The sequence below is a fragment of the Nocardia sp. NBC_01503 genome (assembly GCF_036327755.1).
Classification (GTDB): Bacteria; Actinomycetota; Actinomycetes; order Mycobacteriales; family Mycobacteriaceae; genus Nocardia.
Map to the genome: position 1 here is coordinate 1,240,421 of NZ_CP109596.1, position 19,125 is coordinate 1,259,545.

Below are 19,125 nucleotides of genomic sequence, written 5' to 3' on the forward strand. Positions count from 1 at the left end.
GACTACTTTTCGACCGGGACCGGTTCCAGGATTTGGGGGCGGGGTTCGGGGGCGGCGGCGCGGAGGGCGTCGGCTGAGGCGTCGTCGGGGCGGGTTTGGGATTCTATTTCCGCTTGGACTCGGGCCGCGTATGTCGCTATCTCCCGGGTGATTTCGGCTTCGTCCCAGCCGAGTACGGGGGCTACGAGGCGCGCTACCTGGTCGGCGCAGTCGACGCCGCGGTGGGCGTATTCGATGGAGATGCGGGTGCGGCGGGCGAGGATATCGTCCAGGTGCAGGGCGGCTTCGGCGGCCGCGGCGTAGACGGCCTCGACCTGGAGGTAGCCGGGAGAGGCTTCGATCGGTTGCAGGAGTTCGGGTTTACCTTCGGCCAGGCCCAAGACCTCTTCTATGAGGGAGCCATACCTGTTGAGCAGGTGTTGAATTCGGTACGGGTGGATGCCGTACTTCTCGGCCAGGTGCGGGGTCTGGTTGAGGAGGGCGTGGTAGCCGTCGGCACCCAGCAGCGGCACCTTGTCGGTGATGGTGGGTGGGACGCGGCGCGGAATGTCCTGCGCCGCTTCGTCTACGGCGTCGTAGGCCATGACGCGGTAGGTGGTGTACTTACCGCCCGCGATGGCCACCAGGCCGGGGGCGATGCGGGCGACGGCGTGTTCGCGGGAGAGTTTGGAGGTTTGATCGCTCTCGCCTGCGAGCAGGGGGCGCAGGCCCGCGTAGACGCCGGTGATATCGGCGTGCGTGAGCGGGGTGACCAGCACATCGTTGACGTGTTCCAGGAGATAGTCGATGTCATTCTTGGTGGCGGCCGGATGCGCGAGATCCAGATTCCAATCGGTATCGGTGGTGCCGATCAGCCAGTGATCGGTGCCCCACATGATGACGAACAGCACCGAGGTCGGCGTGCGCAGAATGATGGAGGTATCGCTGGCGATGCGGTCACGCGGGACCACAATGTGCACACCCTTGGACGCTCGCACATGGAATCGACCGCGTTGATGCGCTAGAGCCTGAAGCTCATCGGTCCAGACACCGGTGGCATTGATGACGACACTGCCGCGCACCTCGGTGCGGCGACCGTCCTCACTGTCGTGCACCTTCACCCCGACCACGCGATCGGCCTCGCGCAGGAAGCCCACCACCTGGGTGGAGGTGCGGATAACCGCGCCGTAGTGCGCGGCGGTGCGCGCCAGGGTCATGGTGTGCCGGGCGTCGTCGACGACGGTGTCGTAGTAGGTGAGCCCACCGGTGAGCGCGTTGTGCTTGAGCCCGGGCGCGAGCCGCAGCGCCCCGGACTTGGTCAGATGATGCTGTCCCGGAACGGATTTCGCACCGCCCATGGTGTCGTACAGGGTAAGCCCGGCCGCGACGTACGGCCGCTCCCAGCCGTAGTGGGTGAGCGGGTACAGAAAGCGCAGCGGCTTCACCAGATGCGGTGCGAGTTTGGAGAGCGACAGTTCGCGCTCGTGCAGGGCCTCGCGGACCAGCCCGAACTCCATCATCTCCAGATAGCGCAGACCGCCGTGGAACATCTTCGAGGAGCGACTGGAGGTGCCCGAGGCGAGATCGCGGGCCTCCACGAGAGCAACCTCCAGGCCACGGGTCGCGGCATCGAGCGCGATACCCGCGCCGACCACGCCGCCGCCGATCACCACCACATCGAAGGCGTCCTCACCCAAGCGCGCCCAGGCTTCTTCGCGCTGCTCGGGGCCTAGAAACTGCGATCGTGGGTTCTTCGTCATGCTCGACTCCTCCGGCCTTCGCCGCGAAGGTTCGGCGCGGCGGTTCGTATCGATGTCGACGCTCAGCTACTCCCAAGCAACCGTAGTCCACACTAATCGTTCCCGGTGCGACCACAGACCCTGGTGTCCGGCGGGGCGCGCGTCATGGCCCGGTGCGCGCATTCTCGGCGGGTAGCCTGCTCGAATGCGTCGATATGTGGCTGCCATCGATTCCGGTACGACCTCCAGCCGGTGCATCGTCTTCGATCACCAGGGCCTCATCGTCGGGGTCGCACAACGCGAGCATGAGCAGATCTTCCCGCAACCCGGTTGGGTCGAACACGATGCCGAAACCATTTGGCGCAATACCGAACTCGTCATCGCCGAGGTGCTCGAGACGGTGGGTATCGGGGCGGGCGATGTCGCCGCCGTCGGCGTCACCAATCAACGCGAGACCACCGTGGTGTGGGAACGCGCCACCGGTAAGCCGATTCACAATGCCATCGTCTGGCAGGACACCCGCACCGCCGAGCTGACCGTGGAATTGGCCGGTTCGCAAGGCCCGAACCGGTACGCCGACCGCACCGGACTGCCGCTCTCCACCTACTTCGCCGGACCGAAGCTGCGCTGGATCCTGGACCGGGTGCCCGGTGCGCTGGCCCGCGCGCAGGCCGGGGAGCTCTGCTTCGGCACCATCGACAGCTGGATGCTGTGGAATCTCACCGGCCAGCACATCACCGACGTCACCAATGCCTCCCGCACCATGCTGATGGATCTGCGCACCCTGCAATGGGATTCGCAGATCTGCGCGGAATTCGGGGTGCCCATGGCCATGCTGCCGACCATTCGCAGCTCCTCGGAGGTGTACGGCGAGATCACCACCACCGCGCTGGCGGGCACCCCGGTCGCCGGCATTCTCGGCGATCAGCAGGCCGCCACCTTCGGGCAGGCGTGCCTGTCCCCCGGCGATACCAAGAACACCTACGGCACCGGCAATTTCATGCTCATGAACACCGGCACCACCCCGGTCTTCAGCGAGCACGGACTACTCACCACGGTCTGCTATCGCTTCGCCGATCAGCCCGCCGTCTACGCCCTTGAGGGCTCCATCGCGGTCACCGGCTCACTGGTGCAGTGGCTGCGCGACAACCTCGGGATGATCGGCAATGCCGATGAGATCGAACCCCTCGCGAGCACCGTCGCCGACAATGGCGGCTGCTACATCGTCCCCGCCTTCTCCGGTCTCTTCGCACCCCGCTGGCGGCCCGACGCCCGCGGCGTCTTCGCGGGCCTGACCCGCTTCGTCAATCGCGGCCATATCGCGCGAGCGGTATTGGAGGCCACCGCATTCCAGACCCGCGAGGTCATCGACGCCATGCGCGCCGACGCCGCCGCACAGAACCTGGATGTGGAGAAGGTGACCCTCAAGGTCGACGGCGGCATGGTCGTCAACGAACTGCTCATGCAGTTCCAATCCGACATCCTCGCCGCCACCGTGGTGCGCCCCGTGGTCACCGAAACCACCGCCCTCGGCGCGGCGTACGCGGCGGGCCTGGCCGTCGGATACTGGGCCTCCCCCGACGACATCCGAGCCAACTGGGCCGAGGACAAGCGCTGGAACCCCACCATGGCCGAAGCCGACCGCGAACACCTGCTGCACGAGTGGAACAAGGCGGTGGAGCGCACCTACAACTGGGCGTGAGCTGTCCCCCTCTCGGCGACTTTGAGCCGGACCTGGGTGCGACAACAGTCGCGCCGGCCGCCGGCGGTCACGAGGAGGGCGGCTAGCCCGTACCCCGGGAGTTACCCCGACCGGAACCAGATCAGTTGCCGGGTTGGGCGACGGGCGAATTCAGTGGTCGGGGAGTGGCGGCCGACTGGGGAGGCGGGGTCATCGGTCAGCCGATGGCGGCGTGCGCCTTGGCGAGGCGGGCTACGGCTTCCTCGAGGACGGGGGTGTCCGAGGTGGTGAAGCACAGGCGCATGGAGTGGGCGTAGTCGGTGGAGACGGCGAAGGCCGCGCCCGGGACGTAGGCGACGCCCGCGTCCAGGGCGTGCGGGAGCAGCGCGCGGGTGTCGGTGCCGTCCTGGAAATCGGCCCAGACGAACATGCCGCCGGCCGCATCGGTGGTGGTGATGCGGTCACCGAAGGTGGTGCGGACCGCGTTCACCAGGGCGCGGGCGCGTTCGCCGTAGACCTGCCGGACCGAATCCACGTGAGCGGCAAGCCAATCGGTATCCGAGAGCAGCGTGGTGGCGATCTGCTGGGTCAGGGCGGACCCGCACAGGTCCGCACCCTGCTTGAGCAGTTCCACGGCGCGACAGACACGATCAGGGGCCACCATCCAACCCACCCGCAACGAGGGGGCGAGGATCTTGGAGGCGCTGGAGAGTCGAATCACATTGGGCGAGTAGGTCGCTACCGGCGCGGGTGCGGGACGGTCGAACCAGAGTTCACCGTAGGGATCGTCCTCGATCACCCAGAAGCCGTGTGCGGTAGCCAGTTCCGCCAACTCCCGGCGGCGCTGCGGGCTCATGGTGACGCCACCCGGATTGTGGAAATTGCTTACGGTGTGGACGAACGCGGGGCGCTCCCCCTGCGCCAGCAACTCGCGCAGCACATCCACGCGCATGCCCTCGCCATCCAGCGGCACCGCCAGAATGCGCGCTCCGGCGGCCCGGAAGACCTGTAGCGCACCGACATACGCCGGATCCTCCACGATGACCAGCGCGCCCGGATCCAGCAGCACCTCGGCGAGCAGGGACAGCGCCTGCTGCGAACCGTGCGTGACGAAGACCTCGTCCACCGCGATGGTGCGGCCCATTCGCGTGGATTCGCGCGCGGCCAGCACCTCGCGCAGCGGACCCCAGCCGGGCGATTCGGTGTACTGAAGTACCGCGCGATCACCGAGTGCGGCGTCGGCGGCTACCGCGATCCGATCCCGGGGCATGAGCTGCGCATCGGGCAATCCACCGGCCAGGCTGATGATCTCGGCGCGCGCGGTGAGCTTGAGCAGATCGCGAATCGCGGAGCTCTGCAGGCCATCGAGCCGCCGGGACAGCGGTGGAGTGATCGCGGACATGAAACACCTCCGAGGGAACGCCGGGGTATGCGAAATTCCACTGTGTCACAGGGCTACCAGAATGTGAAATTTCATTCCCGCATTGTGAGATGCGCCAAAGAGGCGACGGGCCCGGAGCCGGGCCCGCCCACAACGGGATTACCGCTCGTCGATGGTGAAGATCAGGTGCCTGCCGTCCTTGTTCACGGTGATGATGCGCTGCCGGTAGACAGTGGTGGTCCCGTCCGGGCGATGCTCGGTCAGATCGGCGTCGAACGCCTCCGCACCCAGATCGGTAATGCGCAGGCAGTAACTGGTGCCCTTCGGGATCACCTCGTTGATGGCCTGCTGAATGGTCTCGGCGGGTGAGACGGTCGGGGAATCGGGGGCAACGAACGAACGCGCCTTCGCACCATCACGGTCGGCGTAGAAGGCGTGCTGGAAGCCCAGAATCGCCGCGGTACCCGAATCGGTGCCGCCCGGACCATTGCCGATGGTGAGCGCGCCATCCCGCTTCGCCGGGCAGCTGAGCGCGGCGATCGAGGAGGGCGCGGCCGTGGTGACCGTGCCGCCGGGCCCGAACGCGGCCTGCGTCTCATCGGTCGTACCGGAGTCACCACGGGTGAGCGAGACGACCACCAGGGCGACCACGGCGATCAGCACCAACGCGCCCGCGCCGACCGCGATCGGCATCCACGATTTCTTCGGCTTGCTCTGCGATGCGGCGGTTTTCGGGGCCAGGCGCTGCGCGATCGAATCATCGGACCAGGACAGCGAATCCTGCTTGGAGCCACCCTTACCGGTCCCGGCTTTACCGGTCTCGGCCTTCTTGGGCATCAGCATCTTGGTGAGCGGGTCATCCGCCCACGACAGCGACTCCTGTTGCGGCGCAGCGGAATCCGACTCGGGCATACCGGATTCGGCGGAGCGCAGCCAGGCCGACTCGCGACCGATCTGCGAGGTCTTTATCCCGCCGCCGGTCGCCCAGCCGGACTTCTTCGGCGCGGGCGGTTCGGGCGCGGCGTCGTACCGCACCGTCTCCTCGGCGCCATAACGCACGGTCTGCTCGGAATCGCCGACTCCGTTGCCGTACAACGCATCCGCGTCGCCGGTCCAATCGGCGGGCCGCCACGCCAATTCGGGACTGGCCGGAACCGGCGCGGGCGCCCACCCCGCCACGGGCGCGTCGGGCTCCGGGCGGAACTGCCCCGTCGGCGGCCCGAAATCGGATTCGACGGATCCGAAATCGGCTACCGGCGCACCGAATTCCGCGCTCGGCGGACCGAAAGTGTCTGCACCGGAACCGAATACGGAGACCGGTGGCCCGAAGTCATTGAGCGAGGGCCCGAACTCCGATACCGGTGGCCCGAACTCGGAGTCCTGCTGCGCGCCCGCCTGCCCCGCGGCGTCGTGCTCGGTCCCCGGGCTCGGCGCTCCGGCGCCGGCACCCGATGCGGGGCGGTCCGCCGACTCGTCCTGGCCGGAATCCATCACACGTCCTTTCGCCACACACGCGTGGGGCGGTCGCTCACGACCGCCCCACGCGACAACTCAGCTCTTGCCGGGCACCGTGACGTGCCCGCGTTCTCAGTACTGGACCGAACCGCCCACCTGCGTGGTCATGCCGCCGAGGTCGGTGGTCTGCCCGGGGATGTCGCCCGCCGGAAGCCTACCAATCTGAGCCGCCGCGTCCAGGATTGTGGCACCACCCGGCATCAGGCGAATGAAGTTCTCGGTATCGGCCTTCACGGCATTGGCGACCGTGGTGTCCAGAATGAACTCCATCTTGCGGTCATCGCCCGCGCCAGCACTCGCGAAGGCGGTCACCTTGATCTGGTTGACCTGGGTGAAGTCCAGCGACATACCGGCCTCACCGGTGCCACCCGGGGTGGTGTAGCCGATGGTGCCGACGTACCCGTCCAGATTGCTGAAGTGATGGGTGTTGGCGGCGAAACCGGGCAGCGTCGCGCCACCGTCGACATTCGCGCCGATTTCGGTGTGCGGACCGGTCATCTCGACCACGGGCGCGGCCGGGGCGGTCTCCACGGCCGGAGCCTGCCACTGCGGCTTCTGCACCGACGGCTCACCGGTGAGGGTGTTCAGCGAGGTGTCCGGCTGATCCTGATCGGTGGTGACCGCCGGCTGCACCGTCCCCGGGTTGTTCGCCTGGGTATCGGGCTTGGTGGTCGAGGGCGCGGGCGGCACCTGCACCGGGATGGCGGGCGCCTGCTGACCGGGCACCGGCAGCGGCGCGACACGCGGCACGGTGACACCGGGCTGGGTCGGCTTGGAGTCCTTGGGCGCGACACCGGCGGGCTGGGTGTCATCGGTCTTGGGCGATTCACCGGAGGGCACGGTGGCACCCGGCTGCGTCGTACCGGGCTGGGTGGTGCCCGGCTGCGGCGAGCCCGGGGTGGTGACACCCGGCTGGCTCCGCTGCGGTTTGGTGGTGCCCGGCTGCACATTCTCCGGCTTCGCACCCGGAACCACCACGGCCTGCGGATTCTCCGGGGCGGGCTCGGTGGTCGGCTGCGACCCGTCGGGCTGACCATCGCCCGGCTGCTGACCCGGTGCGGTGGGTACCACGCTCGGGTCCGCGGGGGCGGCATTGGCCGGTGTGCCCAGCAGGCTGACCACGGCGGCCGCTCCGGCCAACGACAGGGAGGTGCTGGCCTTGATCCGATTCGGCTTGCGGTGCTTCACTTTTCGCCCTATTCCTTCGTCCCTCATCGCCGCGATCGTGCGTGCGGGGCGAGTACGAGCTGTGCACCGGCCGCGTCGGAAAGGGTTGACCCCCCGGCGTTCTCGCGACCGCCCTGCCGATCGCTTCCCGTCGCGAAGTGAATCACACCCGAGTACTGTGGGCAACCCGCCGGGCGGCATTACACCGGAAGTTAACCCGTCAGTCCAGGTCGTCGTGGCGCATGAGCTGACGCGCGGCCTCGGTCACCGAGCCGGTCAGCGACGGGTACACCGAGAACGTCTGGGCGAGATCGTTCACCGTCAGATTGTTCTGCACCGCAAGGGCGATGGGCAGAATCAGCTCCGAGGCGATCGGGGCCACCACCACACCGCCGATCACCACACCGGTGGCGGGTCGGCAGAAGATCTTCACGAAACCCCTACGCAGGCCCGACATCTTGGCCCGCGGGTTGGTGTTCAACGGCAACATGACCGTGCGCGCGGGCACCTCACCATTGTCGATGGCGGTCTGACTGACACCGACGGTCGCGATCTCCGGGCGCGTGAACACCGCCGAGGCAACGGTTTTCAGGCGAATCGGCTGCACACCCTCACCGAGCGCGTGGTACATGGCGATCCGGCCCTGCATGGCGGCCACCGAGGCCAGCGGCAGCAGACCCGTGCAGTCACCGGCCGCGTACACACCGGTCGCGGTGGTGCGCGACACCCGGTCCACGCGCAGGTAGCCGCCCTTGTCGAGTTCGATACCCAGGCGATCCAGACCGAGGTTCTGAGTATTCGGAATCGAACCGACCGTCATGAGCGCATGCGAACCGGTCACGGTGCGGCCGTCGGACAGCTTCACCACAATGCCGTCGGCGGTGCGCTCCACCGCATCGGCGCGGGCGTGCTTGACCAGCTCCACACCGCGCTCGGCGAGCGCGTCCTCCAGCACCAGCGCGGCATCGGCGTCCTCACCGGGCAGCACGCGGTCGCGGCTGGAGACCAACTTCACCTGCACGCCCATTTCGGTGTAGGCGGAGACGAATTCGGCACCGGTGACACCCGAGCCGACCACCACCAGCGTCTCGGGCAGCTCCTTGAGGTCGTACAGCTGACGCCAGTTGAGAATGCGCTCACCATCGGGCTCCGCACCCGGCAGCACCCGTGGGCTCGCACCGGTGGCGATCAAGACCACCTCGGCCTCGATGACCTGCTGCTGGCCATTACCCAGCGTCGCCTTCACCAGATGGGTGGCCAGACCCGGCGCCTGATCGATCAGTTCACCGTGACCGTTCAGCACGATCACGCCCGCGGTCTGCAACTTCACCTTGATATCGGCGGACTGCGCCTGCGCGAGCGCCTTCACGCGCGAGTTCACCTCGGAGAGCCGCACCTGCGCCTGCGAGGGATGCACGGTGACACCCAGATCCCGGGCGCGACGCAGATCGGTGCGAATACCGGTGGAGGCGATGAACGTCTTGGACGGCACACAGTCCCAGAGCACACACGCACCGCCGATGCCGTCACAGTCGATCAGCGTGACGGGCGCGCCGTGCTGAGCGGCGACCAGAGCCGCCTCGTATCCGGCGGGTCCGCCTCCGATGATCGCAATGCGGGTCATTGTTTCCCTCGCTTCTGGTGGGCTATCGGGATCTCCGATGCCGCCCTACAAACTTAACGGGCGGTATCCATACAGCTCGTACCGCCTCAAGCGTGGCAAAACCCACAATTCACATCCCCCGAAGTTCGCGGCCCGCCCCCGGTTCTGGACCGAGTGGAGCGGGGGAGCGAAGCGGAGGAGCGGAAGGAGGGAAGAACCGGGGTCACAGGGCCGCGAACCGCCGGAGCGAAGCGGAGGCAAATTGGATACCAACCGCCGGAGCGAAGCGGAGGCAAATTGGATACCAACCGCCCGAACGGAGCGGAGGCAAATAGACACAGGGGGATCAGGGGAGCTTGCTCGGGAATGTTCGATAGGCTCTAACAGTGCCGATTTACGCCGCCTATGGATCCAACATGGATCCCGAGCAGATGCTCAAGCGCTGTCCGCACTCCCCCGTGTACGGAACCGGCTGGCTGGAGGGTTGGCGCCTGACCTTCGCCGGGGACGACATCGGCTGGGAGGGACCGCTCGCGACCGTGGTCGAGGAGCCCGGATCCCGGGTTTTCGTCGTCCTCTACGACGTCCCGGGTGAGGACGAGGCGAGCCTGGACCGCTGGGAGGGCTCGGACTTCGGCATCCATAAGAAGATCCGCCTCCGGGTAACCCCCAACCAGGGCAACGCCACCCAGCCCGTATTGGCCTGGCTCTACGTCCTCGACGCCTACGAAGGCGGCCTACCCTCGGCTCGCTACATCGGCGTTATCGCCGAGGGAGCCGAAAAAGCGGGCGCCCCAAGCGAATACGTACACGCCCTGCGCACCCGCAACAGCAAGAACGTGGGTCCGGGCACCTTCGGCCCATAAACTCCGTCATCTCGCTCATACGCCGCCGGGCCGCACCCTGAGGGTGCGGCCCGGCGCTTTGTTCGCCGCGAATGCCTGTGTCAGTGGGCGTTCAGGACGATATTCGTCATGACTCGGACGCCCACCGCCAGCGCGCGCTCGTCGATATCGAACGTCGGCTGGTGCAGGTCGAGTTGTTCGCCCTGACCGGACCACACACCCAGGCGGGCCATGGCTCCCGGAACCTCTTCCAGATACCAGGAGAAGTCCTCACCACCACCGGACTGCTGGGTGTCCGCGAGCGCATCGGGGCCGACCTCGCGGATGGCGTCCTCGAACATGCGAACGGCCAGTTCGTCATTCACCACCGGCGGCACACCGCGCTTGTAGTTGAGCTGCCAGCGCACACCGGTCGGCGCGAGCAGACCCTCGACGATCTCGCGGACCATCGGCTCGAGCAGGGACCAGGTGGCGTGATCGCCGGTGCGCACGGTGCCGGTGAGCATGCCGGTCTGCGGAATAGCGTTGGGCGCCTTGCCCGCCGACACCGCACCCCACACCATGACGGTGCTGGTGCGCGGATCGATACGACGGCTCAACAGGCCCGGCAGGCCGGTGATCACCGTGCCGATGGCGTAGACCAGATCGCTGGTGAGATGCGGGCGCGAGGTGTGCCCGCCGGGCGAATCCAACACCAGTTCGACCGTATCGGCGGCGGAGGTGATGGCCCCCACCCGAATTCCGACGCGTCCGACCTCCAGGCGCGGATCGCAGTGCAGCGCGAACATGCGCGACACATCCTCCATGGCGCCGGCGGCGACCATATCGATGGCACCGCCGGGCATGACCTCCTCGGCGGGCTGGAAGACCAGTCGCACACCGACCGGCAGGTTCGGAACCTCGGCCAGTGCCAGCGCGGTACCGAGCAGGATCGTGGTGTGCGCGTCATGCCCGCAGGCATGCGAGACACCCGGAACGGTCGAGGCGAACGGCAGGCCGGTGTACTCCTGCAGCGGCAGGGCGTCCATATCGGCGCGCAGGCCGATCCGCGGGGTGTCCGGGCCGATATCGACGATGAGCCCGGTGCCGCCCGGTAGCTTGCGCGGTTCGAGACCGGCCTTCACCAGCCAGGACTCGATGAATTCGGTGGTACCGAACTCGGTGCGGGAGAGCTCCGGATTGGCGTGGATATGGCGTCGCCAGTGGATCAGATCATCGGCGTGGTCCGCGAGCCACGCATCGACGATCGCCCGTCCGCCGATCATGTCCTCCGGTAAATCCACCATGTCCACCATGCCCGTTTCAAAGCCCATATCGACCCCCACCGAGCTGCCCGTCGCGACGCTCGCAGCCCCCTGCGTTAGGCAGGTGCCTGCGGCGTTATGTCCCGAAGCTCGCACTGTGTCCAATACGGCGCTCCCGTGGCCCTGCGTGGTTACGCAGGCTGCCGCCTCCGGGCCTGACGCTCGCGCCGCGGACCGGCCGGTTGTGCTCACCGAATGTCCTCCTGTCGAAGAAACTGCCGTTGCATGACTCGTTCCGACAACCTGTCCCTATGAAATTTGTCGCCCGCGAGTTGTATCGCGGTGCGGGCCAAAGCCGTTGCCCCGTCGATGACAGCCCGATCGGCCGAGGCGTTGACCGCCGCCGCCGCGAACGCGGGCTGATGCGTCACCGCTCCCCCGGCATCGATGCCGATGACCGGGTGGATACCGGGGATGACATTGGTGACATTGCCCATATCCGTGCTGCCCAGCGGCCGTGCGGCCTCGAGTTCCGGGGCTATCGGCTCGCGTCCGAGATCGCGGATCTGCTCGCGATAGGCACACAGTAGTGCGCTGTCGGGAGTGAGCTCGGTATATGTCGGCGCGAGCTTCCGGATTTCATGTGTGCATCCGGTCGCCAAGGCACCTGCCTCGAAACAAGCCGATGCGCGTTGCATCAGATCGTCGAGTGTCGCGGAGTCGACTGCCCGTAGGTAATACAGCAGTTCCGCGTGTCCGGGCACGATATTGGGGGCCACGCCGCCCGAGCCGACTATACCGTGCAGTTGCTGTCCGGGGAGCAGATGTTGACGGAGCAAACCGAGCGCAACCTGAGCGATAGTCACGGCATCCAAGGCATTTCGCCCATATTGCGGTGCGGCGCTGGCATGCGATTCGCGACCGCTGTAGGTGACCGAGAGATCCGCGAGGGCGAGCGAATGCGCGCCCGCGATGTCCTCCGGACCGGGATGGACCATCATCGCCATGGCCACATCGTCGAAGACGCCGCGGTCGAGCATGAGGACCTTGCCGCCGCCGCTCTCCTCGGCAGGGGTGCCGAAGACCTTCACGGTGATATCGCAGGCGTCCGCGACCGCGGCCAAGCCGAGCGCCGCGCCTACCGCCGAAGCGGCAATGATGTTGTGCCCGCAGGCATGTCCGATCTCCGGGAGCGCGTCATACTCGGCGCAGATACCGACCACCAGGTCACCATGGCCGTACTCGGCGGTGAAGGCCGTGGGGAGATCGGCCACCCCGGATTCGATTCGGAATCCGCGCTCACGCAGCGGCTCGATGGTCTTGGCGACACTGTGGAATTCCTCGAAAGCCAACTCCGGCTCGGCATGAATCGAATGCGACAGCGCGAGCAGCTGCTCCCGAGCTACTTCGATCGCACTGTCAGCAGCACCGAACAGGGCCGGATCAGCCGGAGCGACGGAGACATTCACCGACGCAGCATTCCATGACGGCACGGGCAATCCGTACCGACTTATCGGGGGAAATGAATTCCGGTCATCGCCGCCGCGCGATGGTGGCATAACCCACAGTCTTACACCCCTCCGCCTCCCCGCAACTTCGGCGCACGGCCTGGGAGCCGTTGACCGTTGTGCACGCGGCCCGCGGTTGGGCATCAAGACGATTTTGGGGGTACCCGGGGAGTTACCCCGATCTCACGAGATCAGTAATTGCGTTCCGGAGAACCGACTGCCCCGCCTCCTGTATCGGGGGGCGGGGCAGGTCGTATCTTTCGGCTGCTCAGCTCGGGCTGAAGCCCAGGTTTTCCGGGGTGGTCTCGACGGCGAGGCCCGCGAGGATGTGCTGGTGCAGGGCGCGCTTGATGACCGGGAGGTTGGGCTTGCGGTTGTTCTTGAGGGCGTCGGCCTGGGCCACCGCACCGGCCAGCAATGCCTCGGCATCCAGCTTGCCGTCCACGATCTTGGCGGCGATGGCATCGTCCGCGCCGTAGCGGCGGCCGGTGGTCATGGCCTCCACCGCGACCTGATTGGTGAGGCGGCCGGTGACCAGGGCGTTCATCGCGACCGTGAACGGCATGCCCAGATGCACCTCGGGCAGGCACCAGAAACCGCGGTCCGCGCGCATCAGACGGAAGTCGCAGGAGGTGGCGAGCATGGCACCGGCACCGAAGGCGTGCCCGTTCACCGCGGCGATGGTGGGCATCTGGAAGGCCAGCAGGCGGGTGTACAGCGAGTGCACGCGATCGAGGTACCAGCAGTTCTGGTCGAAATTGCCGAACAGCCAGTCGGTGTCGAGGCCATTGCTGAAGAACTTGCCGTTCGCGGTGACCACCAGCGCGGCCGGACCCTCGGACGCCTCGACCTCGTCGAGCAGGGCGTGCACCTCGGTGATCCAATCCGGGTGGAAACGGTTCTCGCTGTCGATGTTCTGACCCTCGGCACCGAGGTACAGCACGAACACGTCCCCATCACGCTTCAAATACGGCATGGGTGCAGATTAGCGGGGGCGCGCGCGAAGTCCTACCGACGGGTAGGGAGTGTGGTTCGCGGCGCGGCAACCGTGTGGCGACACCGCGGGCGGGACAGCGAAATCCGGGCGAACCGGGCCGGTCAGCGGCGTGACCGAGCATGCGAGATCGCCGAGGACTAGGGTGGGCGACATGCTATCCGAGCAGGCCGCAAAGGCTATTGCTGAACGAACGGGAGTGGAGCGCCACCGGGTCGCGGTGGTGCTCGGATCGGGTTGGCAGGAGGCCGCCGCGGAGATCGGCGACCCGGCCACCTCGATCCCCATGGCCGAGGTTCCGGGCTTCGGATCACCCACGGCGCAGGGACATCAGGGCACCATCCACTCGGTCGCGGTCAATGACTCGCCGGTGCTGCTGCTCATGGGACGCCAACACCTCTACGAGGGTCATGAGCCCGCGCAGGTCGTGCACAATGTGCGCACCGCGCTGGCGGCGGGCGCGGAGACCATCCTGCTCACCAATGCCGCGGGTGGCATCCGCGACGACCTGCATGTCGGTGAGCCGGTGCTGATCAGCGACCACATCAACCTCACCCTGCGCACCCCCATCGCCGGAGCCAATTTCGTCGATATGGTTGATGCCTGGGATCCCGAATTGCGTTCCCTGGCAAGGGAAGTCGACCCCAGCCTGACCGAGGGTGTGTACGCGGGCCTGACCGGACCGCAGTACGAGACCCCCGCCGAGATCCGCTGGCTGCGCACCATCGGCGCGGACCTGGTCGGCATGTCCACCGTGCTGGAGGCCATCGCCGCCCGCGAGGGCGGAGCCAAGGTGCTGGGTATCTCCCTGGTCACCAACCTGGCCGCGGGCGTCACCGGCGCACACCTCTCGCACGCGGAGGTCCTCGCCGAAGGGCACGCCGCCGCACCGCGATTGGGCAAACTGCTGCGCGGAGTACTGGAACGCCTGTAATACCGGAAACGCGCGCCGGAACCCGCTGGTCCCACACGGGTCCTTCGTGATCCCGGCAAGGGCCCTCGTCATCCCGGCATGTTTTCGGCCGGCATCCATCCCGGCAGCACATGGGCCGACGGTGCGAACTCCGGCCTGAAGCGCGCCGGAATGGCAGGACAGGTCTCCATACCGACCTGTCTGAACACGGCATCAGCGGGTAATCGAACGCCGATACCCGACCATAGGAGACGCACATGCTGCGATTCGGCACGGCTGGCCTACGCGGTCCGCTACAGGACGGTCCCGACGGCATGAACGTCGAGACGGTCGCGCGGGCGAGCGCGGGCATCGCCGACTGGCTTCGGAACCGCTGTCTCGGTGGCGGATTGGTGATCGTCGGCCGCGACGCCCGGCACGGGTCCGCGGAATTCGCCGCCGCCACCGAGGAAGTCTTCGCCGCCGCCGGTTTCTCGGTCCTGCCGCTCCCCCGCCCGCTGCCCACGCCCATCGTGGCCTATGCCGTGCGGGCGTTGGGAGCCGTTGCGGGAGTTCAGATCACCGCCTCGCACAATCCCGCCACCGACAATGGCTACAAGCTCTACCTCGACGGCGGCTCCCAGCTCGTCCCGCCCGCGGACGCCGAGATCGAGAAGTACATCGATGCCGTCGCGGGCAAGATCCCCCGCACCGACCCCGCGAGGACCGCCCCCGGCCCGGGCATTCTCGGCCTGCCCGACACCGCGACGGTGGAGGACATGGGCGTGGAGATCGTCCGCCGCTATCTGGCCCGCGTAGCCGAGCTCCCCTCGATCATCGGTGGCCCGATCGCCACTGCGAAGCAGGTGACCTCCATCGATACGGACAGGTCGCCGGCCACGGCTACGAGTCCAGCAGATCCGATCGCCGCGGCCACGGCGGATGCGGCCACGGAGAGTCCGGTCGCCGCACCGGACTTGACCGCCGGTGCCGAAGCGGCCGCGACGACCTCCGCACGAGCCGAGCAGGAGCGGATCCCGGTGCCGCGGGCCGATATCCGGATCGCGCTGACCGCCATGCACGGGGTGGGCGGCGAGCTCGCGACCACCGCGCTGCGGGCAGCCGGATTCGGCGAAGTGCTGGTGGTGGCGGAACAATTCGCGCCCGATCCGGATTTCCCGACCGTCTCGTTCCCGAATCCCGAGGAGCCCGGAGCCTCGGATCTACTGCTGGACTTGGCCGATCGGCTGGACGCGGATATCGCCATCGCGCTGGATCCGGACGCCGATCGATGCGCTGTGGGCGCGCGCGGCCCGAACGGCTGGCGGATGCTGCGGGGCGATGAGACCGGAGTACTGCTCGGCGATTACGTATTGCGCACTGCCGCACCGAATTCGCTGGTCGCGACCACCATCGTGTCGTCACGACTGTTGAGCAAGCTCGCACCGGCGCGTGGTGCGCGCTATGCCGAAACCCTCACGGGGTTCAAGTGGTTGGCGCGCGCGGGCGACGGTCTGGCGTACGCCTACGAAGAGGCGATCGGGCACTGCGTGGACCCGACCACCGTTCGCGACAAGGACGGTATCTCCGCGGCCGTGATCGCCGCCGATATGGCCGCGCGGCTGAAGGCCCAGGGGCGCACGGTGTTCGACGTCCTCGACGATTTCGCCGTCGAGTTCGGCGTACACGCGGGCGAGCAGATATCACTGCGCCTGGCCGATGTGGCAGAGGCGGCTGCCGTGGTCGAGCGATTGCGGGCCACACCACCGGCGGAGATCGCCGGAGAAAAGGTGACCTGCACCGATATGTCGCAGCTGCGCGGGCAGATGCGCACGGACGCACTGGTTTTCGAGGGTGAATCGCTGCGCGTGGTGATCCGCCCATCCGGCACCGAACCCAAGCTCAAATGCTACGTGGAGGTGGTACAGCCGGTGGGCACGGTCACCGATCTTCCTGCCGCCAAAGCCGCTGCCGCGAACCAACTCTCCGATATCCGCGCCTTTTGCGAAAAACTGTGAGCGAGGCGCCCGAATCGCGGTCCCCGCTCGAAGGACATTGCACACACTGCGGAAGTACAGATCTGGAGCCCGGCTTCATCGATGAGAACGCCACCGTCGGGTACACCCGATGGACGGAGGGACCGCTGGAGCTGGGCTCGCTCGGAAACGCGAAACGCAAGGGCAGAGCGCGATTCGCGATTCATGCGTTTCGCTGCACGGCATGCGGACATCTGGAGCTGTTCGTACCGAAGTGATCCCCGGATCGATCGGTCGAATTCGGTTCAGCGGGGGCCGAATTGGCGGTCTCCGGCATCGCCGAGGCCGGGGACGATATAGGCGTCGGAGTTGAGGCCGCGGTCGATGGAGGCGGTGACCAGCCGGATGGGGTGGCCCGACTTCTCCAGGGCGGCAATGCCTTCGGGGGCGGCGACGACGCAGATGACGGTGATGTCGCGGGCATTGCGGGTGGCGAGCAGGTCGAGGGTGAAGACCATGGAGCCGCCGGTGGCGAGCATCGGGTCGAGCACGATGACCGGGGTGGTGGACAGGTCCTCGGGGAGGGACTCCATATACGGGGTGGGCTGGTGGGTCTCCTCGTCGCGGGCGACACCGACGAAGCCGATGCGGGCATCCGGGATCAGGTTCTCGGCGGTCTCGACCATGCCGAGTCCGGCGCGCAGCACCGGGACCAGCAGTGGGGGCGAGGAGAGACAGGTGCCTTCGGCGGCGGCGACGGGGGTCGCGATGGGGAAGCGGGTGACGGGGGCGTCGCGCATGGCCTCGTAGACCAGCAGACCGGTGAGATCACGCAGCGCCGCCCGAAATGTCGGATTCGTTGTGCGCGCATCGCGCATGGTCGTCAGCAAAGCGGCAGCGAGCGGGTGGTCCACGATGTCAGTGCGCATAGGAAAACGATAGGTCAGCACAGCGATTCGAGGTTATCGCCGCCCGAAATCGCCCGGCACCGGAACCGATCCCCCGCCCCCGGCGTCCAATCTCTTGCAGGACGTAATCAGCCAGCGACCGGCACGATGGGGGCATCCATGCATCGGATCACGATCGATCCAGACGGCCTCACCCGCTATGCGAGCACGGCCACCACCATGGCCGCGACCCTCGCCACGGCCACCACCCGCATCGCGGCCGCCGACCCCCTCCTACTCGCCCCCGCCCTCGGCCCCATCGGTGCCGACTTCCTCACCGCCTACCGCGCCGCCCACACCACTCACCTCGCGGCCCTCGGCACCCTCGCGACCGTCCTGACCAGCCTCGGCGCGGCCACCACCGGCGCCGAGGCGAGCTACACCACGACCGATGCCGCGTACGCCGCCGCGCTGTGCGCAACCGGCGAGGAGTCGCGAATATGACCGCCGGACTCGGATTGGAGGCACTGGCCGAGCCGATCATTCAGCTGCTCGCGAGCTTCGGGACCGGTACGACAGGTGCGGCGGCGCAGGCGCTGCGAGAGTCGTCCGGCGTGGTGGACGGCGCTCGGGAAACCGGCCGGACCGGGATCAACGGGATGTACAGCAGCTGGAACGGCCGGGGTGGCGATGCCGCCATGGACAAGGCGTTACAGGTACAGGCGGGGTCTGCCACGGTGTCCGATCGAGGTGAAGCGATGGCCGCGGTGGTCGATCGAGTCGGAACGGAGGTGGCCGCCGGGCAACGGGAGGTGGCGGAGATTCTGCGGTCGTTTCTGGCGAAGGTGGATGCCATCGCGGCCGCGGGGTTCACTCCGTCCGCACTGGCACTGCTCGTGGGGACCGCCATCGACCATGTCGGGCGGGCGCTGCGGGTGGTGCAGCGGGTGCGGGCCGAACTGGCGGCGGAGACCACCGCTATGAGCGAGTTGGCCACGCCGCCGAAGACTCCGGCACCGGCGCTGGTCGCACCCGAGGTGACGAGTGCGGCGGGGGTCGAACCCGTCGCGAAAGGATCGGCGGTCGCGCCCGCGAGCGTCGCGACGGGCAGTGCTGGGCAGCAGGTGGCGTCGCCGGCCTTCTCCTCCGGCGGCAAGGCCCTCGAATCCGGGGCCTCGATGCTGAGCGGGTTGTCCACAACAGCCGCGTCCGTGGGTGATTCGCCGCCCACCAGCGGCGATCGCATACATCGCGGCTCCTCCGATACCCGGGCAACGGGTACCGGGGTGAAGCTGACGCTCCCCGACGGCAGTACCGTGGAGGCCCCGAACCAGCGGGCCGCCGATGCGGTGCGCAATGCCTTGAGTGCGGTCGGGACGCCATACGTGTGGGGCGGCACCACCCCGGGTGCCGGTCTGGATTGCAGCGGGTTGACGCAGTGGGCCTACGGGCAGGCGGGTGTTTCGCTGCCGCGCCTGGCGCAGGAACAGGGCTATGGGCATACCCAGATCGGTCCAGGGGACTTGATGCCCGGAGATCTGGCGGTGTGGGACGGGCATGTGGCGATGGTGATCGGCAACGGTCAATTGGTGGAGGCGGGCGATCCCGTACAGACGGGTCCGATTCGAACGGAGAACATGGGAATGCGTTTCCTCGGCTTCTACAGGCCCACCACATGAGCGGGCAGGGTCCGGAGGCGCGGCTCCGGCTTCCC

15 protein-coding genes are annotated in these 19,125 nt (G+C 67.5%); 6 read left to right on the top strand and 9 right to left on the bottom strand.

Features of this window, described 5'->3' with window-relative positions; all coding sequences use genetic code 11:
• Positions 1-2: 2 nt before the first annotated feature.
• On the bottom strand, positions 3-1,739 hold the full coding sequence (gene glpD / locus OHB26_RS05850) for a glycerol-3-phosphate dehydrogenase (RefSeq protein ID WP_330183205.1): 1,737 nt from the start codon (positions 1,737-1,739) through the stop codon (positions 3-5).
• 184 nt (positions 1,740-1,923) lie between these two features.
• On the opposite strand from glpD, the gene glpK reads away from it, so the two are divergent.
• Complete coding sequence (gene glpK, locus OHB26_RS05855; protein WP_330183206.1) at positions 1,924-3,420, top strand: glycerol kinase GlpK; 1,497 nt, start codon at positions 1,924-1,926, stop codon at positions 3,418-3,420.
• A gap of 196 nt (positions 3,421-3,616) precedes the next feature.
• On the opposite strand, the gene OHB26_RS05860 is transcribed toward glpK, so the two are convergent.
• From OHB26_RS05860 to OHB26_RS05875, 4 genes are all read right to left on the bottom strand, one after another.
• Positions 3,617-4,801 carry an aminotransferase-like domain-containing protein gene (locus tag OHB26_RS05860; protein WP_330183207.1) on the bottom strand — a complete coding sequence of 395 codons (1,185 nt, stop codon included), beginning with the start codon at positions 4,799-4,801 and terminating at the stop codon, positions 3,617-3,619.
• A 138-nt stretch (positions 4,802-4,939) separates the two neighbouring features.
• The gene (locus tag OHB26_RS05865) at positions 4,940-6,271 is read right to left on the bottom strand and encodes a hypothetical protein (protein WP_330183208.1); all 1,332 of its coding nucleotides are present in this window, start codon (positions 6,269-6,271) and stop codon (positions 4,940-4,942) included.
• A 96-nt stretch (positions 6,272-6,367) separates the two neighbouring features.
• Positions 6,368-7,483 carry a hypothetical protein gene (locus OHB26_RS05870; RefSeq protein WP_330183209.1) on the bottom strand — a complete coding sequence of 372 codons (1,116 nt, stop codon included), beginning with the start codon at positions 7,481-7,483 and terminating at the stop codon, positions 6,368-6,370.
• Positions 7,484-7,682: 199 nt separating this feature from the next.
• Complete coding sequence (locus OHB26_RS05875) at positions 7,683-9,086, bottom strand: NAD(P)H-quinone dehydrogenase (protein ID WP_330183210.1); 1,404 nt, start codon at positions 9,084-9,086, stop codon at positions 7,683-7,685.
• Positions 9,087-9,451: 365 nt separating this feature from the next.
• Here OHB26_RS05875 and OHB26_RS05880 point away from each other — a divergent pair, with 365 nt between their 5' ends.
• Entirely contained in the window at positions 9,452-9,931 is a 480-nt protein-coding gene (locus OHB26_RS05880) for a gamma-glutamylcyclotransferase (RefSeq protein ID WP_330183211.1), read from the top strand.
• 80 nt (positions 9,932-10,011) lie between these two features.
• Here the strand turns inward: OHB26_RS05880 and OHB26_RS05885 are convergent, their stop codons facing one another.
• From OHB26_RS05885 to OHB26_RS05895, 3 genes are all read right to left on the bottom strand, one after another.
• Entirely contained in the window at positions 10,012-11,175 is a 1,164-nt protein-coding gene (locus tag OHB26_RS05885; RefSeq protein WP_330185513.1) for a M20 family metallopeptidase, read from the bottom strand.
• A gap of 227 nt (positions 11,176-11,402) precedes the next feature.
• A complete protein-coding gene (locus OHB26_RS05890; RefSeq protein ID WP_330185514.1) occupies positions 11,403-12,590 on the bottom strand; it encodes a M20 family metallopeptidase in 1,188 nt (395 codons plus the stop codon).
• Between the two features lie 340 nt (positions 12,591-12,930).
• On the bottom strand, positions 12,931-13,638 hold the full coding sequence (locus tag OHB26_RS05895) for an enoyl-CoA hydratase/isomerase family protein (RefSeq protein WP_330183212.1): 708 nt from the start codon (positions 13,636-13,638) through the stop codon (positions 12,931-12,933).
• A gap of 172 nt (positions 13,639-13,810) precedes the next feature.
• Between OHB26_RS05895 and OHB26_RS05900 the strand changes: the two genes are divergently transcribed.
• Entirely contained in the window at positions 13,811-14,590 is a 780-nt protein-coding gene (locus OHB26_RS05900; RefSeq protein ID WP_330183213.1) for a purine-nucleoside phosphorylase, read from the top strand.
• A 236-nt stretch (positions 14,591-14,826) separates the two neighbouring features.
• A complete protein-coding gene (locus OHB26_RS05905; RefSeq protein WP_330183214.1) occupies positions 14,827-16,566 on the top strand; it encodes a phospho-sugar mutase in 1,740 nt (579 codons plus the stop codon).
• A 263-nt stretch (positions 16,567-16,829) separates the two neighbouring features.
• On the opposite strand, the gene upp is transcribed toward OHB26_RS05905, so the two are convergent.
• On the bottom strand, positions 16,830-17,453 hold the full coding sequence (gene upp / locus OHB26_RS05910) for a uracil phosphoribosyltransferase (RefSeq protein ID WP_330183215.1): 624 nt from the start codon (positions 17,451-17,453) through the stop codon (positions 16,830-16,832).
• A 138-nt stretch (positions 17,454-17,591) separates the two neighbouring features.
• On the opposite strand from upp, the gene OHB26_RS05915 reads away from it, so the two are divergent.
• Positions 17,592-17,915, top strand: a complete 324-nt coding sequence (locus OHB26_RS05915; RefSeq protein WP_330183216.1) for a type VII secretion target — start codon at positions 17,592-17,594, stop codon at positions 17,913-17,915.
• Positions 17,912-19,090, top strand: coding sequence for a C40 family peptidase (locus OHB26_RS05920; RefSeq protein ID WP_330183217.1), 1,179 nt, complete (start codon positions 17,912-17,914; stop codon positions 19,088-19,090). The genes OHB26_RS05915 and OHB26_RS05920 overlap by 4 nt, the downstream gene beginning before the upstream one ends.
• Positions 19,091-19,125: the final 35 nt, after the last annotated feature.